The sequence below is a fragment of the Citrobacter sp. ABFQG genome (genome assembly GCF_004322975.1).
Classification (GTDB): Bacteria; Pseudomonadota; Gammaproteobacteria; order Enterobacterales; family Enterobacteriaceae; genus Citrobacter; species Citrobacter freundii.
Window position 1 is genome coordinate 4,105,003 of the sequence record NZ_CP036435.1, and the last position, 17,435, is coordinate 4,122,437.

Below are 17,435 nucleotides of genomic sequence, written 5' to 3' on the forward strand. Positions count from 1 at the left end.
GAATTTCGTCACATATTTCGGTGAACGCTCACGCCGCCACCGAAATACTGTCAACGCCTCTTCATCCCCACATTCCGCCTGCTAAAACTTATAGTGTTCTTTGCTCAGTCCGTATTTTCTCATGCGTAAATAGAGTTTTTTACGCGGGATTTGTAAATACTCTGCGACTTCATTAATACGCCCCTGATGGATATTTAGCGCTTCAGTAATGATCTGCCGCTCGTACTCGTCGACCCGACGATCGAGCGGTGTCGGTTGAGGCAAATGCAGTTGCGGATTCGCGGTTTCAGCCAGTGGCAATAGCCCAACGGCAAAAAGCTCGGCGGCATTGGCCAGTTCCCGAACATTGCTTAACCACACGCGACGCCGCATACCTTTTAGTAATTCCCCGTCAACCTCAGGCACAGGATGGTTCAGACGCAGACAGGCTTTCTGCAGATAATGGCGAAACAGCGGTTCAATATCATCCGGGCGCTGAGACAACGGCTGGCAACCAATTTGCGTCATCGCAAAACAGTAATAGAGTTCGGCCACAATCTGGTTGGTTGCCGCCAGTTCCACCAACGAAGTGGCGCCAATGCCAATTAAGCGAAACGGACGTCGCTCCTGACTTTGCAAATGCACCAACTGGTGTTGCTGTTCACGCGTCAGGCACTCAATATGGCTCAGAACCAGCGTTCCCCCTTGCGCCTGGGCAATAAGGTCATTGAGTTGTTCCGAGTTCCCGGGCGTCAGTTCACCGCGAATAAACGCGCCTTCAGCGCTGCGCCCAAGTTGATGTAAATAACGGGCCCCGGTCATACGCCCGGTTCCCGGCTCGCCATAAAACCAGACGGCAATATCCGTTTCCGCCAGTTGCCGTAAACGCTGGCGATACTGATTAACCCAGTAACTGTAGCCGACCAGTTCAACTTGTAGCTTTTGCTGGCAATAGTGACGACGTGCAATCACAGATTTTCTCTGACGCAACGCATCCTCTACCAACACCAGCAGTTTGCCAGGATCAACCGGTTTTTGCAGAAAGTCCCACGCCCCTTTCTTCACCGCGTCCACCGCCATCGGAACATCGCCATGCCCGGTGATCAACAGGATCGGAAGCTGATTGTCATCCTGATGAAACAACGTCATCAGGTCGATTCCATTACAGCCAGGCATACACACATCGCTCAGGACAATCCCTGGCCAGTCGGCCTGCAACCAATTTCGGGCATCAAAAGGGTTACTGCATGCGAATACATGATATCCCTCCTGTTCAAGTAACAGGGTGTAAGCGTCGAGAACATCGGCATCATCATCAATAAGCAGAACAGAATATTCATCACTCAACATCGTTTACATCCGTCAGATTAAATTGCAGAACGACGCAGGCATTGCGCCCCGGGGTTGACGCCAGGCGCAGTTCGCCGTTCATTTGCATCATTAACGATACACAAATCGATAAGCCAATACCGAGGCCAACATCCTTACTGGTGGTAAACGGTTTTAACAGTGATGGTAATAATGCCCCAGGCCAGCCGGGGCCGTTATCGCTGATAAATACGCACAACCGGCTGCCTTCGGCCTGCCAGTGAACATCTATTTTCGCCGCTACCGGACAGGCATCCAGCGCATTTGCCAGGACGTTTACCAGCACCTGCTGAATACGCACTTCATCACCAGCCACCCACACGCTCCGATCTGGGAGCGTCAGCGTACCCTGCTGTGGCTTATGCCGCATGGACAACAGTTCCCAGGCAGCATTGAACGTTTGTCGGAGATCGACCGGATGCAGAGGCGTACCTGGCTCGGCTCGGCGCGCAAACTGACGCAGCGAACGGATAATGGCATCAATGCGAGTAATCAGTCCCTCCGCTTTGGTTAATGTGCTTCTGACCTGAGCGGATTGCCCCTGTTCAATTGCCCTCCCCGCCGTAAACAGGTACATCGACAGCGCATTCAGCGGTTGATTAATCTCGTGCGCCAGCGTGGTCATAGTCTGGCCGACCACTGCCAGTTTTGCGGTTTGGATCAGCTCATCCTGCGTTGCGCGAAGATCGGATTCAATCTCTTTGCGCTCTGTCACTTCCTGCTCCAGCTGATTTTTTTGCGCGCTCAACTGGCCCAGAGTATGGCGCAGCAAGCCTGCGATACGCCCCAGTTCATCGCGTCCATATACCGGGATAGTGGCATCCGTTCTGCCAAGACCAATTTGCACCACGGCCTGGTTGAGCGCAGTAAAACGTTTCACCAGACGCGAACGAATGAAAAAGTGATTAAGCCCCCAGGCGAGAAGTAGCGCCAGCAGCGTCGCCAGCAGGATAAGTCCACCGCTGACACGAACAATTTGTTCCAACCGTTGGTTAAACGTCTGCATTTGCTGATGGCTACTCCCCAGTTGCGCTTCAAGCAGTGTTCGAAAGCGCCCAAGTGTGGCCTCTCTGGCATGGCTGGCATCAACGAGCGCTTTTTGCGCTGCGACATAATCGCGCATGGTATCGGGCATTTTATTTTTCATCATCCCGATTTCCAGCAGCTCATCGATAGTTTGTCGCAGGGTGATAGTGCTGGGCCAGTCATCAAGGGTACGGATATTTTCATCCGCCGTTTTCTTCAGATTTTCCAGGTAGCGGATGTGATTCTCCACCAGCATTCCGTCGTCGCTACCCGATTTCAGTTCATTAAGCCTGTCGCGTAAATCATCAACGATCTGGTTTTCAATTCTTGCCAGGGTGTAAACCTGCTGCTGCTCGTTTTGCACCTCTCGGGCACGTTTGAGATACAGCGCCGCATCACCATTTTTGGCCTCGATTTGATCCAGCAACGTCCCCTGCTGCCAGGTAAAATCCTGCACCAGTGAATTCAGCTCAGTAGTAAAATCATCATGTAGCCAATCAATGCGCGCGGAAAGTTCGCTCACTTTTTCGCGTACAAGGAACATGTTGTAGAGCACCCGATCCAGTTCCGCCATCAGCGCCCGGCTGTCTTGCAAAATCACCGCCAGTTGCTGCTGTTCTGCTGGTTGCAACCCCCTGCTCAGCACTTCGATTTTATCCAGATGCGAGATTATCTGATTGCGCAGTTGCAGCCTTACCGTCGTATTGGGAGCCAGCAGGAATTCATTAAGTTGGTCCACAACCAGGTTGAGATTCCCTTCAATCAAAAAAGCGGAATGCACGCGCGGGAAGTAATCATCAAGCGAATAGCGTATCTGCGAGCTCTGTTCATGCCAGGAGTACAAACTGACGCAGCTTACGCTCAACGTCAGTAATGCGCCCGTCAGAAAGGCTCCTCGCAGACTGCTGCTGATGCTGAGCTGACGCAGACGGTGCAGTATCGATCCCCCTTTCATTTTAATTCTTCCAGTTTTGATATCGCCTGACGCTGATTTTTAAGAAACCAGAGCTGCCACTCCATCATCTGCTGTTCGGCAACGCTTTTATTATCAAACTGCGCAAGCCAGGCTTCATCTTCACTACTTTTGGCATCTATCGGAACGCTGGTCAGTAAGGCTCTGATTTCGGGTAGCGGGCGTTTCAGACGAGCTTCAGCACTGTATAGCGCCCGCCATGCATCCTTTAGTTGCGCAAGACGAAAACTGATGGCGGTATCAAACATCCGCTGCACCAACTGTTGCCGCTTAAGGATCAGCCGATAATTAAGCGCAGGCTGGTTCATTAAAATGGCCTGCTGAGCAGCGCGGGGATTATCAGATGCGAGCTGCGTTACCGGGTATTTCCCCGTATTCGCATCCGCAAGGATCCGCTGTCCCTCCGGGCTTAACAAATAGCGGATAAAACGACGCGCTTCATTGGGGTGCTGGCTGTTATTGAGAACAGCAACATAGGTTGGCGATACCGCCGAGCGTGGAAAATAGGTAAATGCCAGGTGAGGATCGTTAAGCAGCAAGTTGGCATAATTATCAATGACCGGCCCCGCAACGCCAAGGCCGCTCTTAATTTTGTCGGCTACGCCAAAACTGCGTGATGAAATCGTCACCAAATTTCCAGCACTCGCCAGTAATGTCGCCCAGCCCTCTTCCCACCCTTTTTGCTGTAGCAACGACTCAACCATCAGATGGTTGGTATCGGAACGCGACGGGCTACTCATTAACAAAGCGTTCTGATATTTAGGATGCGTTAAATCCCCCCAGTCAGCAGGAGGCGACAAATGACGCGCCGCCAGCGCAGAACGGTTAATCAACAGGCCAAAACCAGATATCGCAACAGCCACGGAGGTAGAACGAATCGAGTCCGGCACCAGCCGCTGGCTTTCCGGCAGCACATTATCGAAGGGCGCCAGCTTCTGATGCTCCTGAAGATGCTGCAACAGCATGGGCGACGAGGTCAAAATCAAATCGACGTTCTCCGCATTGGCAGTATCAAGCAGTTGTTCCAGTGAACTGCTGGTCCGGTTTAATGTGCGAATCATCACCGACCCCGGTTCCGTCTGCCAACGCTGAATAATCCAGGCCGTTGCCCCCGGTGAAAAGGTTGTTGCCATTACCAGCTCTTTACCCTGCGCCAGACAACTCACCGACAGCGACATAAAACAGAGCGAGATCGCCCAACAACGCCCCCGGTCCAAAAGTCTGTTTGTGATCCCGTTCATAAATACCAACATGTGCAAAAAATAATATTGAGACAAAACTTACCCGTTTATCACTGCCAGAGTTAAGAATAAGGTTATTCGTAGAATAACCAAACGGAAAGTGACGGCATCGGTAAAGAATACCCGAAAATGCAGCCTGAATTTGTTAATATCCGCACACGCTGATGATAAAAACGTCCGTAAAAGAATAGAATTTAAAATCCATTATTTAAAAAGAGTCAAAATCAGCCACGCAATCCACAAATTGTGTCAATAGTGACTCATTTCATCAACTTGAGTTTCTCTGCCGTCTATTTCACTCTTCACTGCGAAAAATCCTGATATTCACATCAATATAAATTTAGGTGATGATATGTTATCAATATTTAAAGCAGGGCCAGCGGCAAATAAAGTCCCGGCGGAGAAAGTCCAGGAAACTTATGGCCGATACCGCATTCAGGCATTACTCAGCGTATTTCTTGGCTATCTTGCGTACTATATTGTGCGCAATAACTTCACGCTCTCAACACCGTACCTGAAGGAACATCTGGATCTCAGTGCCACACAAATTGGTCTACTCAGCAGCTGCATGCTTATTGCTTATGGGATCAGTAAAGGCATTATGAGCAGCCTGGCAGACAAGGCCAGCCCTAAGGTCTTTATGGCATGCGGCCTGATTCTGTGCGCCATTGTAAACGTCGGGTTAGGATTCAGTACCGGATTCTGGATTTTTGCCGCTCTGGTCGTTTTCAATGGTTTGTTCCAGGGTATGGGCGTTGGCCCTTCATTTATTACCATTGCCAACTGGTTTCCGCGTAAAGAACGTGGACGCGTTGGCGCATTCTGGAATATCTCTCACAATGTTGGCGGTGGTATTGTTGCCCCGATCGTGGGTGCCGCCTTTGCCATTTTGGGGAGCGAGCACTGGCAAAGTGCCAGCTATATTGTTCCGGCCGGTGTGGCCGTCCTGTTCGCTTTTATTGTGCTAATGCTGGGGAAAGGTTCACCACGCCAGGAAGGCTTACCGGCTCTGGAACAAATGATGCCGGAAGAAAAAGTCGTATTAAATTCCCGACACACTGTCCAGGCGCCAGAAAATATGAGTGCCTTCCAGATCTTCTGCACCTATGTGCTGCGTAATAAGAATGCCTGGTATGTTTCACTGGTAGATGTCTTCGTCTATATGGTGCGTTTTGGCATGATTAGCTGGTTGCCTATTTATCTGTTAACCGAAAAACATTTCTCGAAAGAGCAAATGAGCATCGCTTTTCTGTTTTTTGAATGGGCGGCAATCCCTTCCACATTACTGGCGGGTTGGCTTACCGATAAACTGTTTAAAGGCCGTCGCATGCCGCTGGCCATGATTTGTATGGCGCTGATTTTCGTCTGTTTGATCGGCTACTGGAAAAGTGAATCCCTGCTGATGGTCACTATTTTTGCCGCCATTGTGGGTTGCCTGATCTATGTTCCACAGTTCCTCGCTTCTGTTCAGACGATGGAAATCGTCCCCAGCTTCGCTGTGGGGTCAGCGGTAGGTTTACGCGGATTTATGAGCTACATTTTTGGCGCGTCGCTGGGAACCAGCCTGTTTGGCGTAATGGTCGACAAAATGGGATGGCATGGCGGATTCTATCTGTTGATGGGTGGGATTGTCTGCTGCATCCTGTTTTGCTACCTCTCTCATCGTGGCGCGCTGGAGCTTGAACAACAGCGAAAAAATGCTCAGCACGAGGAAGCCTCACTCCAGTTGGCGGATGCCCGGTAATTCATTTCGCTCTCACAAAAAAGTGCCAGCGATGCTGGCACTTCAATAACTCAGATAAATAAAAAAGCTCAACGTGATAATTTATTGCTAAACGTAACATTCCAAATTATTGCTTACCGTAACCCACCATAAAGCGAATAATCAAACCGCAAGCAGGAGCAAGAAACAGGAATAACCCGGTTACCATTTCGTTACCATTGGTCAATCGCATAGTAAAAAAGTAAATTAATGCCGTAAGGATGGCCATGCCGAGAAAAGCGCTGATTGACGCCGCAGCGCCCATAACCTGCCAGATATAGCAACTGACGCACAAAATGCTCAGAGCGAGAAAGATCCAGAAATAGAGCATAGCGATACCTCCTGTTTGCCGTAAACTTAACGTAAGTCCTTACACTCCCTTAACTTTATATTCTAAGACAATTCCTATCCTCGTGCAATTTCAGCAACATCTTAGTTACAAAAATCCTTCACCTGCATACTATTACTCTCTCGGGCAGACATTTATTTAATCTGCATAAAAACAACGGATTATATATAGGTTAATTTTTGTTCTTAATCGCCTTAAAAACATTTACGAATCTTGAGTAATTATTTCTGGCTGACATTAATTTTCGGGTGTACATTGTGCGTCCGATCATTCATGCCCCCTCGTGGTTTTGTCCTGACTCAGTTTTACACTCTTTACAGGAACCAATGTCGTTCATGGCGGCCTAACGATCAGTACAGAGAGTAAAGCGAAAGACAAAGAATCTTCGCGATACATCTATTTCGTATCAACAACAGGTGCTTATGTTCCCCCAATGTAAATTTTCACGCGCGTTTTTGCATCCGCGCTACTGGCTCACGTGGTTTGGTGTTGGAGTGCTCTGGTTACTGGTACAGCTTCCCTATCCCGTATTGTGTTTTCTTGGTACCCGTACAGGAACGCTGGCTCGTCCATTTTTAAAACGCCGTGAATCTATTGCACGTAAAAATCTCGAACTCTGTTTCCCAAATTTGTCGCAGGAAGAAAGAGACAAACTGGTCGATGAGAATTTCCGTTCACTCGGCATGGGGCTACTTGAAACAGGTATGGCCTGGTTCTGGCCGGACCGTCGGGTGCGTAAATGGTTTGATGTAGAAGGACTGGACAACCTGAAGCGCGCCCAGTTGCAAAATCGTGGCGTGATGGTTGTCGGCGTACACTTTATGTCGCTCGAGTTGGGTGGCCGCGTAATGGGGCTTTGTCAGCCAATGATGGCGACCTATCGCCCGCACAACAATAAGTTGATGGAGTGGATCCAAACCCGTGGTCGTATGCGCTCCAACAAGGCGATGATCGGCAGAAATAATCTGCGTGGTATTGTCGGTGCTCTGAAAAAAGGAGAAGCCGTATGGTTTGCCCCCGATCAGGACTACGGTCGTAAAGGAAGCTCGTTTGCCCCCTTCTTTGCCGTCAAAGATGTGGCAACCACCAACGGTACCTACGTGCTGTCGCGTTTGTCTGGTGCAGCGATGCTGACCGTAACCATGGTGAGAAAAGCAGATAACTCTGGTTATCGCCTGTTCATCACGCCTGAAATGGAAGGTTACCCGTCTGATGAGTGCCAGGCAGCGGCCTATATGAATAAAATTATCGAAAAAGAGATCATGCGCGCCCCCGAGCAGTATCTCTGGATCCACCGTCGCTTCAAAACGCGCCCGATGGGTGAAGCCTCGTTGTATATCTGAAAAGAAAGGCCGCAAGGCCTTTCTTTTTTTCTACGGCTGAATTACTTCACGCCCCATTTATTGTGGAGTTCAGTCATTCGTTCGCTATAGCTTCGGGCAATGCAGGCTGGCTCATCATCCTTCTCCTTCCAGCACTCGTTGCGTCCTTTGATCCAACCGCGCTGCTCTGCTTTTAACATCGGATCATTCTTCGATTTAGCCAGTGCCTGTTTAAAAATTTCGTTCAATTTCAGATCCATTGCAGAGAGCGATGGGCTCTGGCAAATAATATCTTCCGCACTTCCCTTTTGAACAGCAGAGCAGGAGTAAGACGGACCTGCGTTGGTCGATTTTTTCGCTGGAGAATAATCAATATTATCCTCCGGCAGGCAAACCCCGTGCTTACGATTAGGTCCAGTCCAGGATACGTCCGGATTTCCGTCATCTTTGCGGGAGATAGAAACGGTATTTTTACCACTTGTCGCCTCCCAATAGTTTTCATTGAAAGCCTTCACCGTCGCCTTCCCGCCATCAATCCAGACATTGCCTTTACCATCACTATTCACACCACCAATACTTGCGCAGTTGAAATTGAACGCCAGCGGCGAGGCCGCCATCGACGTCAACGGCGTAAGAACGAGTGCTAACATCATTAACCTGGTCATTTTTAACCTTTTCATTATTAAATTCCGCGAAAAATTAACCGCATTAACATCATGGCGATATGAGAACTATCCGAGTAAGCATTCCGTCGCTCAATAGCAATTTATTACCGAAAGAAATTAAACTGTCGCCGAATCACGACACTTGTAAGTTATTAAAATTAAATAAAAAAATGCCTCTTGTCTCACCTCATTTTTAGGCGTACATTAGCGCCGTCTGGAGCATTAAAGCTCAGAATTCTGAGGTGATGCAGCCAAGTAAACGAGGGGAATTCTCCATTTCGTTTATGCGTGCATCAGCTCTCTGTCAGGTAAGCATATGTTCATTTAGACATACCCAAGGTATGCGGAGAGATGAAAAGTGAAATATTTCTTTATGGGCATTTCTTTTATGGTCATCGTTTGGGCCGGTACTTTCGCCCTGATGATCTAAATTAAAAGACGCAGCAAAAAACAGGAGCCATCAGGCTCCTGTTTGCATTTTGGGGGAACATTCGGTCAGTCGGTACTTTCAGAAGTCGATTTTGCACTGGTCGGTAACAGGCCATCTGCACGGAACATTGCTTTGATACCGCGAATAGCCTGACGGGTACGGTCACGGTTTTCAATTAACGCAAAACGCACATGCGTATCACCATAATCACCAAACCCAATCCCCGGTGAAACGCATACCTTCGCTTCATTCAGCAGTTTCTTGGCAAACTCAAGTGACCCCATCCCGGCGTATTGCTCTGGAATTTTCGCCCAAACGTACATCGAGGCTTTTGGCACCTCGACCATCCAGCCAGCTTCATGCAGCCCTTTGACCAGCACATCACGACGACGTTTATATTGCTCTGCAATATCTCGCACGCACTGCTGATCGCCTTCCAGCGCGGCGATAGCCGCAACCTGTAACGGTGTAAAGGTCCCGTAATCGTGATAGCTCTTAATTCGCGCCAGCGCGTTCACCAGCGTTTTATTGCCCACCATAAAACCGATACGCCAGCCCGCCATGTTGTAGCTTTTCGACAGAGTGAAAAATTCAACTGCGACATCGCGAGCGCCCGGTACCTGCATTATCGATGGCGCTTTCCAGCCGTCATAAACAATATCAGCGTAGGCCAGGTCGTGAACCACCAGCACGTCATAGCGTTTAGCCAGAGCCACAACTTTTTCAAAGAACTCCAGCTCAACGCATTGTGCCGTCGGGTTCGACGGGAAACCTAAGATCATCATCTTCGGTTTCGGATAGCTTTCGCGAATCGCGCGCTCCAGCTCATTAAAGAAATCGACGCCTTCGACCAGCGGCACAGATCGTACCTGCGCGCCGGCAATCACCGCGCCATAAATATGGATGGGATAACTTGGGTTGGGTACGAGGACCGTATCACCGTGATCGAGCGTTGCCAGCATCAGGTGCGCAAGTCCCTCTTTGGAACCGATGGTCACAATGGCTTCGGATTCAGGATCGATCTCAACGTCATAGCGTTCCTGGTACCAGCGGGAAATCGCCCGACGCAGACGCGGAATACCGCGAGAAGTGGAATAACCGTGCGTATCCGGGCGCTGCGCCACAGTACACAGTTTTTCAACAATGTGAGGAGGCGTGGCCCCATCCGGGTTCCCCATGCTGAAGTCGATAATATCTTCGCCGCGCCGACGCGCAGCCATCTTCAGTTCAGCCGTGATGTTAAAAACGTACGGGGGAAGGCGATCAATACGCGTAAAGCGACGTTCAGGGCGGGAGTCAGCCATAATATCCTCAGATTAACGTTAGCGCCCGGACCGTCCGAGCGACGCTGCCACGATGGTGGCACGTTTAGAAAATAGCCTGAATAATTTCCTTCTGTCGAGAGGCAAAACAAAATATTTTTTCCTGACAAAAAAGAGGAACAACATAGTAAAATGAGGAAATATTCATTTTCACAACCCGCTTAAAATTACCATCATTTAACATTTTGTTGTTAAATACATTACCTTGAATGCAGCGCTGACAGGACAGGTATTGTAAATACAACAATCATGCAACAATCCCCTTTTAATATTATGGTTTTTCCTCATTAGGCACAGGCTGCGTGGGTGCTGGTCATCCTGGCCCAGGTTACCTATCATAGAGGTTTAACCCTTGCGCAAGAGTCACCCGTGCACGAAATATTCAATATGCTGCTGGCGGTATTTGACCGGGCAGCACTGATGCTGTTCTGTCTGTTTTTCCTGATTCGTATCCGCCTGTTCCGCGAACTGTTGCACAAATCAGCCCACTCCCCAAAAGAGCTGCTCGCCGTTACCGCGATTTTCTCAATGTTTGCCCTGTTCAGTACCTGGTCCGGCGTACCGGTTGAAGGCTCACTGGTTAACGTGCGTATTATCGCGGTCATGTCAGGGGGGATTCTGTTTGGTCCGTGGGTCGGTATCATTACAGGCCTCATCGCGGGTACCCACCGCTATCTGATCGACATCGGCGGCGTCACCGCCCTGCCCTGTTTTATCACCAGTATTCTGGCAGGCTGTATTGCCGGGTGGATCAACCGTAAGATCCCTAAAGCGCAGCACTGGCGAGCTGGCATTTTAGGCGGAATGCTGTGCGAATCCCTGACGATGATCCTCGTCGTCGTCTGGGCCCCCTCTACCGCACTGGGACTGGATATTGTCTCAAAAATCGGTATCCCAATGATCCTGGGCAGCGTCTGCATTGGCTTTATCGTCATGCTAGTGCAAAGCGTGGAGGGCGAGAAAGAGGCCAGCGCCGCAAAGCAGGCCAAGCTGGCGCTGGATATTGCCAACAAAACCTTGCCGCTTTTTCGGCAGGTTAACAGCGAGTCGCTCCGCCAGGTATGCGAAATTATTCGCCATGACATCCATGCGGACGCCGTCGCAATTACCAATACCCAGCACGTTCTGGCCTACGTTGGCGTGGGGGAACTTAACTACCGTGATAACAATGATTTCGTCAGTCCTACCACTCAGCAGGCGATCAATTACGGAAAAATCATCATTAAAAACAATGATGAAGCGCATCGCACACCGGAAATACATTCCATGCTGGTGATCCCGCTGTGGGAGAAAGGCGTTGTCACCGGTACGCTAAAAATCTACTACTGTCACGCCCACCAGATAACCTCCTCGCTGCAGGAAATGGCTATTGGCCTGTCGCAAATTATCTCGACTCAGCTTGAAGTTTCCCGGGCGGAACAGCTACGTGAAATGGCAAATAAGGCAGAGCTACGCGCACTACAAAGTAAAATAAATCCTCATTTCCTGTTTAACGCCCTGAACGCAATTTCGTCGTCGGTGCGACTTAACCCGGACACCGCACGCCAGCTCATTTTTAATTTGTCGCGTTATCTTCGCTACAATATCGAATTAAAAGACGATGAGCAGATCGACATCAAAAAAGAGCTGTATCAAATCAAGGATTACATCGCCATCGAACAAGCGCGTTTTGGCGACAAACTAACGGTTATTTATGATATCGATGAAGAGGTAAGCTGTTATATTCCCAGCCTGCTGATTCAGCCGCTGGTAGAAAACGCTATCGTCCATGGGATTCAGCCCTGCAAAGGGAAAGGTGTGGTCACCATCAGCGTGGCGGAGTGTGGTAACCGGGTACGGATAGCCGTGCGGGATACGGGCCACGGTATCGATCCAAAAGTGATTGAACGGGTCGAATCCAATGAAATGCCGGGCAATAAAATTGGTCTGTTGAATGTGCACCATCGCGTTAAGCTGCTCTACGGTGAGGGATTACATATCCGCCGTCTGGAGCCAGGCACTGAGATTGCCTTTTATGTACCGAATCAGCATTCGCCCGCAGCCGCACCGGCCACATTGTTGCTTTAACCAGGAGTGAAGTCGTGAAAGTCATCATTGTTGAAGATGAATTCCTGGCCCAACAGGAACTGAGCTGGCTGATAAAAGAGCACAGCCAGATGGAGATTGTCGGCACGTTTGACGATGGTCTGGACGTGCTGAAATATCTCCAGCACAACCGCGTTGACGCCATTTTTCTGGATATTAATATTCCCTCGCTGGACGGCGTATTGCTGGCACAAAATATCAGCCAGTTCGCGCATAAACCCTTTATTGTGTTTATTACCGCGTGGAAAGAGCACGCCGTTGAAGCCTTCGAACTGGAAGCTTTTGACTACATTCTGAAGCCGTACCAGGAATCACGCATTGTCAGCATGCTGCAAAAGCTGGAAGCCGCCTGGCAACAGCAGCAAACGGGAACTTCGCCCGCCAGTCCGGTGGCCCGCGAAAACGATACGATCAACCTGATCAAAGATGAGCGGATCATCGTGACCCCGATCAACGACATCTACTACGCAGAAGCCCATGAAAAGATGACGTTTGTCTACACCCGGCGCGAATCGTACGTGATGCCGATGAACATCACCGAATTTTGCAGCAAACTGCCGGCTTCGCATTTCTTCCGCTGCCACCGCTCGTTCTGCGTGAATCTGAATAAAATCCGCGAGATCGAACCCTGGTTTAACAATACCTATATTTTGCGCTTAAAAGATCTGGAATTTGAAATCCCGGTTAGTCGGAGTAAAGTGAAAGAGTTCAGACAGTTAATGCACTTATAGCGCAGAGAAAGAGCGATGAAAGAGCCAGGCCTTCCCGCAGACCAACAGTTTTTCGCCGATTTGTTCAGTGGCCTGGTGTTAAACCCACAGTGTCTGGGGCACGTGTGGTTCGCAACCCAGCCCACCACGTTACCGACCGGCAGTTTATGTATTGATCTTCCGCGCCTTGATATCGTGCTACGTGGGGAATACAGCAACCAACTGCAAAAACAGCAGCATAACCTGGCAGAAGGCGACATGCTGTTTATCCCGGCGAAAGCGGCCAATCTGCCCGGCGGCGACAAACCCGTGATGCTGCTGAGCCTGGTTTTTTCTCCGGCATGGCTGGGACTCTCTTTTTACGATAATCGAACCGCATCGCTGCTTCGTCCGGTACGCCGTATTGAGTTACCCCATCCACAGCGCGGCGAAGGCGAGGCGATGCTCACCGCATTAACGCATTTAAGCCGCTCTCCTCAGGCCCAGGATATCATTCAGCCGTTGGTGCTTAGTCTGCTGCATCTGTGTCGTAGCGTGGTGAATACCCGCCCAGACACAGAGCGCCCACGCGCTGAATTTCTCTATCATAGTATGTGTAATTGGATACAAGATAACTATGCCCAGCCGCTGACTCGCGAAAGCGTGGCGCAGTTTTTTAATATCACACCCAATCACCTGTCAAAAGTGTTTGCCCAGCACGGCACTATGGGGTTCGTCGAGTATCTGCGGTGGGTAAGAATGGCGAAGGCGCGCATTATCTTGCAGAAATACCATCTGTCGATTAGCGAAGTCGCACAGCGGTGTGGATACCATGACAGTGATTATTTCTGCCGCCTGTTCCGGCGTCAGTTTGGCCTGACGCCGGGAGAGTACGGCGCGCGTTTTCAGTCAGCGCGTTGATTATATCAACACCTGCCAGGGCCGCCGCATCTTTGCTTTATGGTGAGTCGTTACAGCCGATGTCTGTGTGTTTAGCCCAATTGACCATTCCCTGGAAATCAACAATCACCACGGATTCATCGCCAACCACCCAGGCATCATGGCCTGGAGGAATGCGCGACAGCTCACCGGGCTTACAATCAAATTCGCTGCCATCATCCATTTTTACCCGCAGCACACCGGAAACGTGGTACTGAAAATGAGGGGCTTCGCAACTCTTCGTTCCAGCGATAGGTTGAACTGACGTAGACCACCGCCAGCCTGGCTCCAGGACAGCACGGCCGACGATTGCACCTCCCACATCGAGAAGCTCCAGTCGCCCGTGAGGGAACTCACGAACTTCGTCTGGAAGACCAAATGACTTCACTTCTGCTTTGTCCATTGCGCACCTCCTTAGGTTGATTACGCGCATGGCCGCTCTTAAATTATATCAGCAGCGGTCATTTATTGTACGATTCGTAATCTCAGCCAGGATCGTTGTAAAATAACGGCCTTTAGCTAAACCCTGCAGGCTTACTCAATAAAGTGAATATACGATGAAGAACAGACGTGCACTCTCCCTGATGTGTTTTCAGATGCTGGAATCAGGTGCGGATCGTCGGACCGTGAAAAGAGCCCTGACCTCCCGCCGTGTTAAAGGTCGCCAGGCGGTAGTTCTGCTCTGCAAGCAAGAGATGACGCTGTTGAGGGCCGGGAAACTACCGTTCTCTGATTGATAATTTCCCTTTCTGACCCTCTTATCAACTCTTGCTGTCAAACTTAAAACGTCAGTTCTGCCTCCAGCAGCGCAAGAATGCTCTCAGCATTTTCAGCGGCAAACAACGACTGGCGGAACTGCTTGTTCACCAGCTTGCGCGCCAGCTGCGAGAAGACCTTCACGTGGTTTATGCCTTCATCGGCACCCAGCGTCAGCATGATCACCAGTTCTACATCACCCATCTCAGACTGCCAGTCAACGGGCTGCAGAAGCCGGGCAATGCTGATGCTGGAATGGCGGATCCACTGGGATTTCGTGTGCGGAATAGCCACACCGAAGCCGACGGCGGTGGTGACGATCTCTTCGCGCTGCCAGACATCCTCTTCCAGTTCAAACGGATGTTCAGTCCGTCCATTAACGCCAAGATTGCCGCACAGGAACTGGATCACCTGCTCTTTGTTACTCAGAGATTCGCCGACAAAGATGTTCTCCAGCGCCAGCAGCGGACGCACATCTTTCTGCGGTGCAAACTGGTTTAGCAGATCTTCTATCTCCTGAGCGCTACGGCATTCGCAGGCCTGCATGGCGAGCTCACGACATGCCCGGCCGTCCAGTTGACGAAGCTGGCTTTTTACCGCCGGAATACGTGGGCTGCTCATGCTCAGCTCGTCCAGCCCGAGGCCCAGAAGCAGCGGTAAATAACGTCCTTCACCGCCCAGTTCGCCGCAAATACCCACCCATTTACCGCGTTCGTGCGCCACGCGAACAATCTGCTGTAACATGCGCAGGAACGACGGCGTAATCGGGTTGTACAGCGGCGAAACGCGCGGGTTATTGCGATCAACGGCGTACAAGTACTGGGTCATGTCATTTGAGCCAATACTGAAGAAATCCACCTCATCACAGAAATGGTCGATGATGTAACACACCGAAGGGACTTCAACCATAATCCCCAATGAGATTGTCGGAGCATGACGTAAGCCGTCCGCTTTCAGCGCCACCAACGCTTTTTGCAGTTCGCTTTTTACCCATAAAATCTGGTCGAGGCTGTGCACCATCGGGATCATCAGTTGCGCATTGCCGAAGGTCGCCGCCCGTAAAATCGCGCGCAACTGAGTGCGAAAAAGCCCGGCAAACTCCGGATAAATCCGCACCGCGCGATAGCCCAGGAACGGATTCTCTTCCTGCGGAATATTAAGATAGCGGATGTTCTTATCGCCGCCGATATCCATGGTGCGAAAGATAACCGGCTTGTCGCCCGCGGCCAGTAAGACCTGCTGGTAGGCTTCAAACTGTTCTTGCTCATCAGGTGCGCTGTCGCGGTCCATAAACAGCATTTCAGTACGAAACAGCCCAATCCCTTCCGCACCATTGGCAAACGCTCCCGGCGCTTCCAGCGCGGTACCGATATTCGCTGCAACGTCAATACGCTGATGATCTTTGGTCAACGCAGGCTGGGCGGCATCAAGCGCCTGCCGCCGCTGGCATTCATCGGCCAGCTTCTGCGCAATCGCGTAATAGCCGCGAACGGCATCGTCTGGATTGATGGCTAATACCCCACATCGGGCATCCAGTACCGCATGCTGCCCGGAATACCGGTTAAAGGCCGCCAGCGGCAAGCCGCTAAGTACCGGAATAGCTGACGCACGGGCAAGGATCAGGGTATGCGAAGTGCGCCCCGTTTTCTCCAGGATCATGCCAGACAGATGCTGCAAATCGAGGCTTAAAAACTGGCTGGGCGTCAGATCCTCAGCAACCAGAATTGTCGGTTTATTCAGCACCAGCGCATTACGCGGCCGTCTTTCAGGCCAGGTGATGTGCAGCAACTGTTCGCTGATATCACGGATATCACTGACGCGTTCGCGCAGGTAATCACTACCGGAGGCCGACAGCTTGTCGCACACCAGCTCCATATTGGCAATGATTGCCGCCCCTAGCCCCAGATGTTGCTCCAGCATTAAGCGGCGAATATTCCCGGCAAACTCGTCATCCTGAATCAGAGACAGATGCGCGCTAAGGATGGTTTTACTCTCGCCGTCGCGCTCGCGCAGCTGCTGATTGAGCTGTTCGGCAAGCGTCGCCAGACTATGCTCCAGCCGGGTATTGTCTTCCGCACTCGCCGCAATCGCACGATAACTTTCCAGGTTATCACTCTGCCAAAGCGTGAGCGTACCTGCTCCCACGCCCCCTGCCAGCACGCTGCCGTACAGCAGGTCCGGGTTGAGGCGAATCAGCGAACGCGGCAACGGGTGCGCCGCCAGTTCCGCCGGGGTCGGCTGAACGCTATCGCTGTCAATAAACCGGTGCAGCAGGTACTCCTCCAGCGCTCGCCGGGCCTGTTCTTCATCGCGACCAGTAATGGACAGGCTGCAACTGTCGTTAAAAAGCGTTCCGGTGCCTATCAGCGCCAGCGAGCTTTTCGCATCCGCCCGCGCATTCTGGCGATGATTAATAAATACCACCTCACTTTGCCACTGGCAGCACTGTTCTTTCAGCTCCCACGCCGGACGCGCATGCAGACCATTGGGTAACGGGCAAAGAAATTGAATCGTTAGCATAACAACTCC

At 50.8% G+C, this 17,435-nt stretch carries 15 protein-coding genes; 7 read left to right on the forward strand and 8 right to left on the reverse strand.

Annotated elements, in window-relative coordinates; translation table 11 throughout:
• Positions 1-81: 81 nt before the first annotated feature.
• Genes pgtA through pgtC form a run of 3 tightly spaced genes read right to left on the reverse strand, consistent with a single transcriptional unit; the run spans position 82 to position 4,524 of the window.
• The gene (gene pgtA / locus WN16_RS20230) at positions 82-1,329 is read right to left on the reverse strand and encodes a two-component system response regulator PgtA (protein WP_044701720.1); all 1,248 of its coding nucleotides are present in this window, start codon (positions 1,327-1,329) and stop codon (positions 82-84) included.
• The gene (gene pgtB / locus WN16_RS20235; RefSeq protein WP_170864048.1) at positions 1,319-3,313 is read right to left on the reverse strand and encodes a two-component system sensor histidine kinase PgtB; all 1,995 of its coding nucleotides are present in this window, start codon (positions 3,311-3,313) and stop codon (positions 1,319-1,321) included. The genes pgtA and pgtB overlap by 11 nt, the downstream gene beginning before the upstream one ends.
• Positions 3,314-3,324: 11 nt before the next feature.
• Entirely contained in the window at positions 3,325-4,524 is a 1,200-nt protein-coding gene (gene pgtC / locus WN16_RS20240) for a phosphoglycerate transport regulator PgtC (RefSeq protein ID WP_103790837.1), read from the reverse strand.
• 415 nt (positions 4,525-4,939) lie between these two features.
• Here pgtC and pgtP point away from each other — a divergent pair, with 415 nt between their 5' ends.
• The gene (gene pgtP / locus WN16_RS20250; RefSeq protein WP_044701724.1) at positions 4,940-6,331 is read left to right on the forward strand and encodes a phosphoglycerate transporter PgtP; all 1,392 of its coding nucleotides are present in this window, start codon (positions 4,940-4,942) and stop codon (positions 6,329-6,331) included.
• A 106-nt stretch (positions 6,332-6,437) separates the two neighbouring features.
• On the opposite strand, the gene WN16_RS20255 is transcribed toward pgtP, so the two are convergent.
• Positions 6,438-6,680, reverse strand: a complete 243-nt coding sequence (locus WN16_RS20255; protein WP_003028231.1) for a YfdY family protein — start codon at positions 6,678-6,680, stop codon at positions 6,438-6,440.
• A 440-nt stretch (positions 6,681-7,120) separates the two neighbouring features.
• Between WN16_RS20255 and lpxP the strand changes: the two genes are divergently transcribed.
• Positions 7,121-8,041, forward strand: coding sequence for a kdo(2)-lipid IV(A) palmitoleoyltransferase (gene lpxP, locus WN16_RS20260; RefSeq protein WP_003839269.1), 921 nt, complete (start codon positions 7,121-7,123; stop codon positions 8,039-8,041).
• 41 nt (positions 8,042-8,082) lie between these two features.
• Here the strand turns inward: lpxP and WN16_RS20265 are convergent, their stop codons facing one another.
• Entirely contained in the window at positions 8,083-8,700 is a 618-nt protein-coding gene (locus tag WN16_RS20265) for a lysozyme inhibitor LprI family protein (protein WP_044701726.1), read from the reverse strand.
• A gap of 343 nt (positions 8,701-9,043) precedes the next feature.
• Here WN16_RS20265 and ypdK point away from each other — a divergent pair, with 343 nt between their 5' ends.
• A complete protein-coding gene (gene ypdK, locus WN16_RS20270; RefSeq protein WP_010723117.1) occupies positions 9,044-9,115 on the forward strand; it encodes a membrane protein YpdK in 72 nt (23 codons plus the stop codon).
• A 65-nt stretch (positions 9,116-9,180) separates the two neighbouring features.
• On the opposite strand, the gene alaC is transcribed toward ypdK, so the two are convergent.
• Positions 9,181-10,419, reverse strand: a complete 1,239-nt coding sequence (gene alaC / locus WN16_RS20275; protein ID WP_003028236.1) for an alanine transaminase — start codon at positions 10,417-10,419, stop codon at positions 9,181-9,183.
• 387 nt (positions 10,420-10,806) lie between these two features.
• Here alaC and WN16_RS20280 point away from each other — a divergent pair, with 387 nt between their 5' ends.
• Genes WN16_RS20280 through WN16_RS20290 form a run of 3 tightly spaced genes read left to right on the forward strand, consistent with a single transcriptional unit; the run spans position 10,807 to position 14,132 of the window.
• Positions 10,807-12,504, forward strand: a complete 1,698-nt coding sequence (locus WN16_RS20280) for a sensor histidine kinase (protein ID WP_044701793.1) — start codon at positions 10,807-10,809, stop codon at positions 12,502-12,504.
• Positions 12,505-12,518: 14 nt separating this feature from the next.
• Entirely contained in the window at positions 12,519-13,253 is a 735-nt protein-coding gene (gene ypdB / locus WN16_RS20285; RefSeq protein ID WP_032936528.1) for a two-component system response regulator YpdB, read from the forward strand.
• Positions 13,254-13,268: 15 nt separating this feature from the next.
• On the forward strand, positions 13,269-14,132 hold the full coding sequence (locus tag WN16_RS20290) for an AraC family transcriptional regulator (protein ID WP_044701728.1): 864 nt from the start codon (positions 13,269-13,271) through the stop codon (positions 14,130-14,132).
• 37 nt (positions 14,133-14,169) lie between these two features.
• On the opposite strand, the gene WN16_RS20295 is transcribed toward WN16_RS20290, so the two are convergent.
• Positions 14,170-14,553 carry a cupin domain-containing protein gene (locus WN16_RS20295; protein ID WP_003028244.1) on the reverse strand — a complete coding sequence of 128 codons (384 nt, stop codon included), beginning with the start codon at positions 14,551-14,553 and terminating at the stop codon, positions 14,170-14,172.
• 154 nt (positions 14,554-14,707) lie between these two features.
• Here WN16_RS20295 and WN16_RS20300 point away from each other — a divergent pair, with 154 nt between their 5' ends.
• Positions 14,708-14,887 (forward strand): hypothetical protein, encoded by a 180-nt coding sequence (locus WN16_RS20300; RefSeq protein WP_071524306.1) that lies wholly within the window; start codon positions 14,708-14,710, stop codon positions 14,885-14,887.
• 43 nt (positions 14,888-14,930) lie between these two features.
• Here the strand turns inward: WN16_RS20300 and ptsP are convergent, their stop codons facing one another.
• The gene (ptsP, locus tag WN16_RS20305; protein WP_044701730.1) at positions 14,931-17,426 is read right to left on the reverse strand and encodes a phosphoenolpyruvate--protein phosphotransferase; all 2,496 of its coding nucleotides are present in this window, start codon (positions 17,424-17,426) and stop codon (positions 14,931-14,933) included.
• Positions 17,427-17,435: the final 9 nt, after the last annotated feature.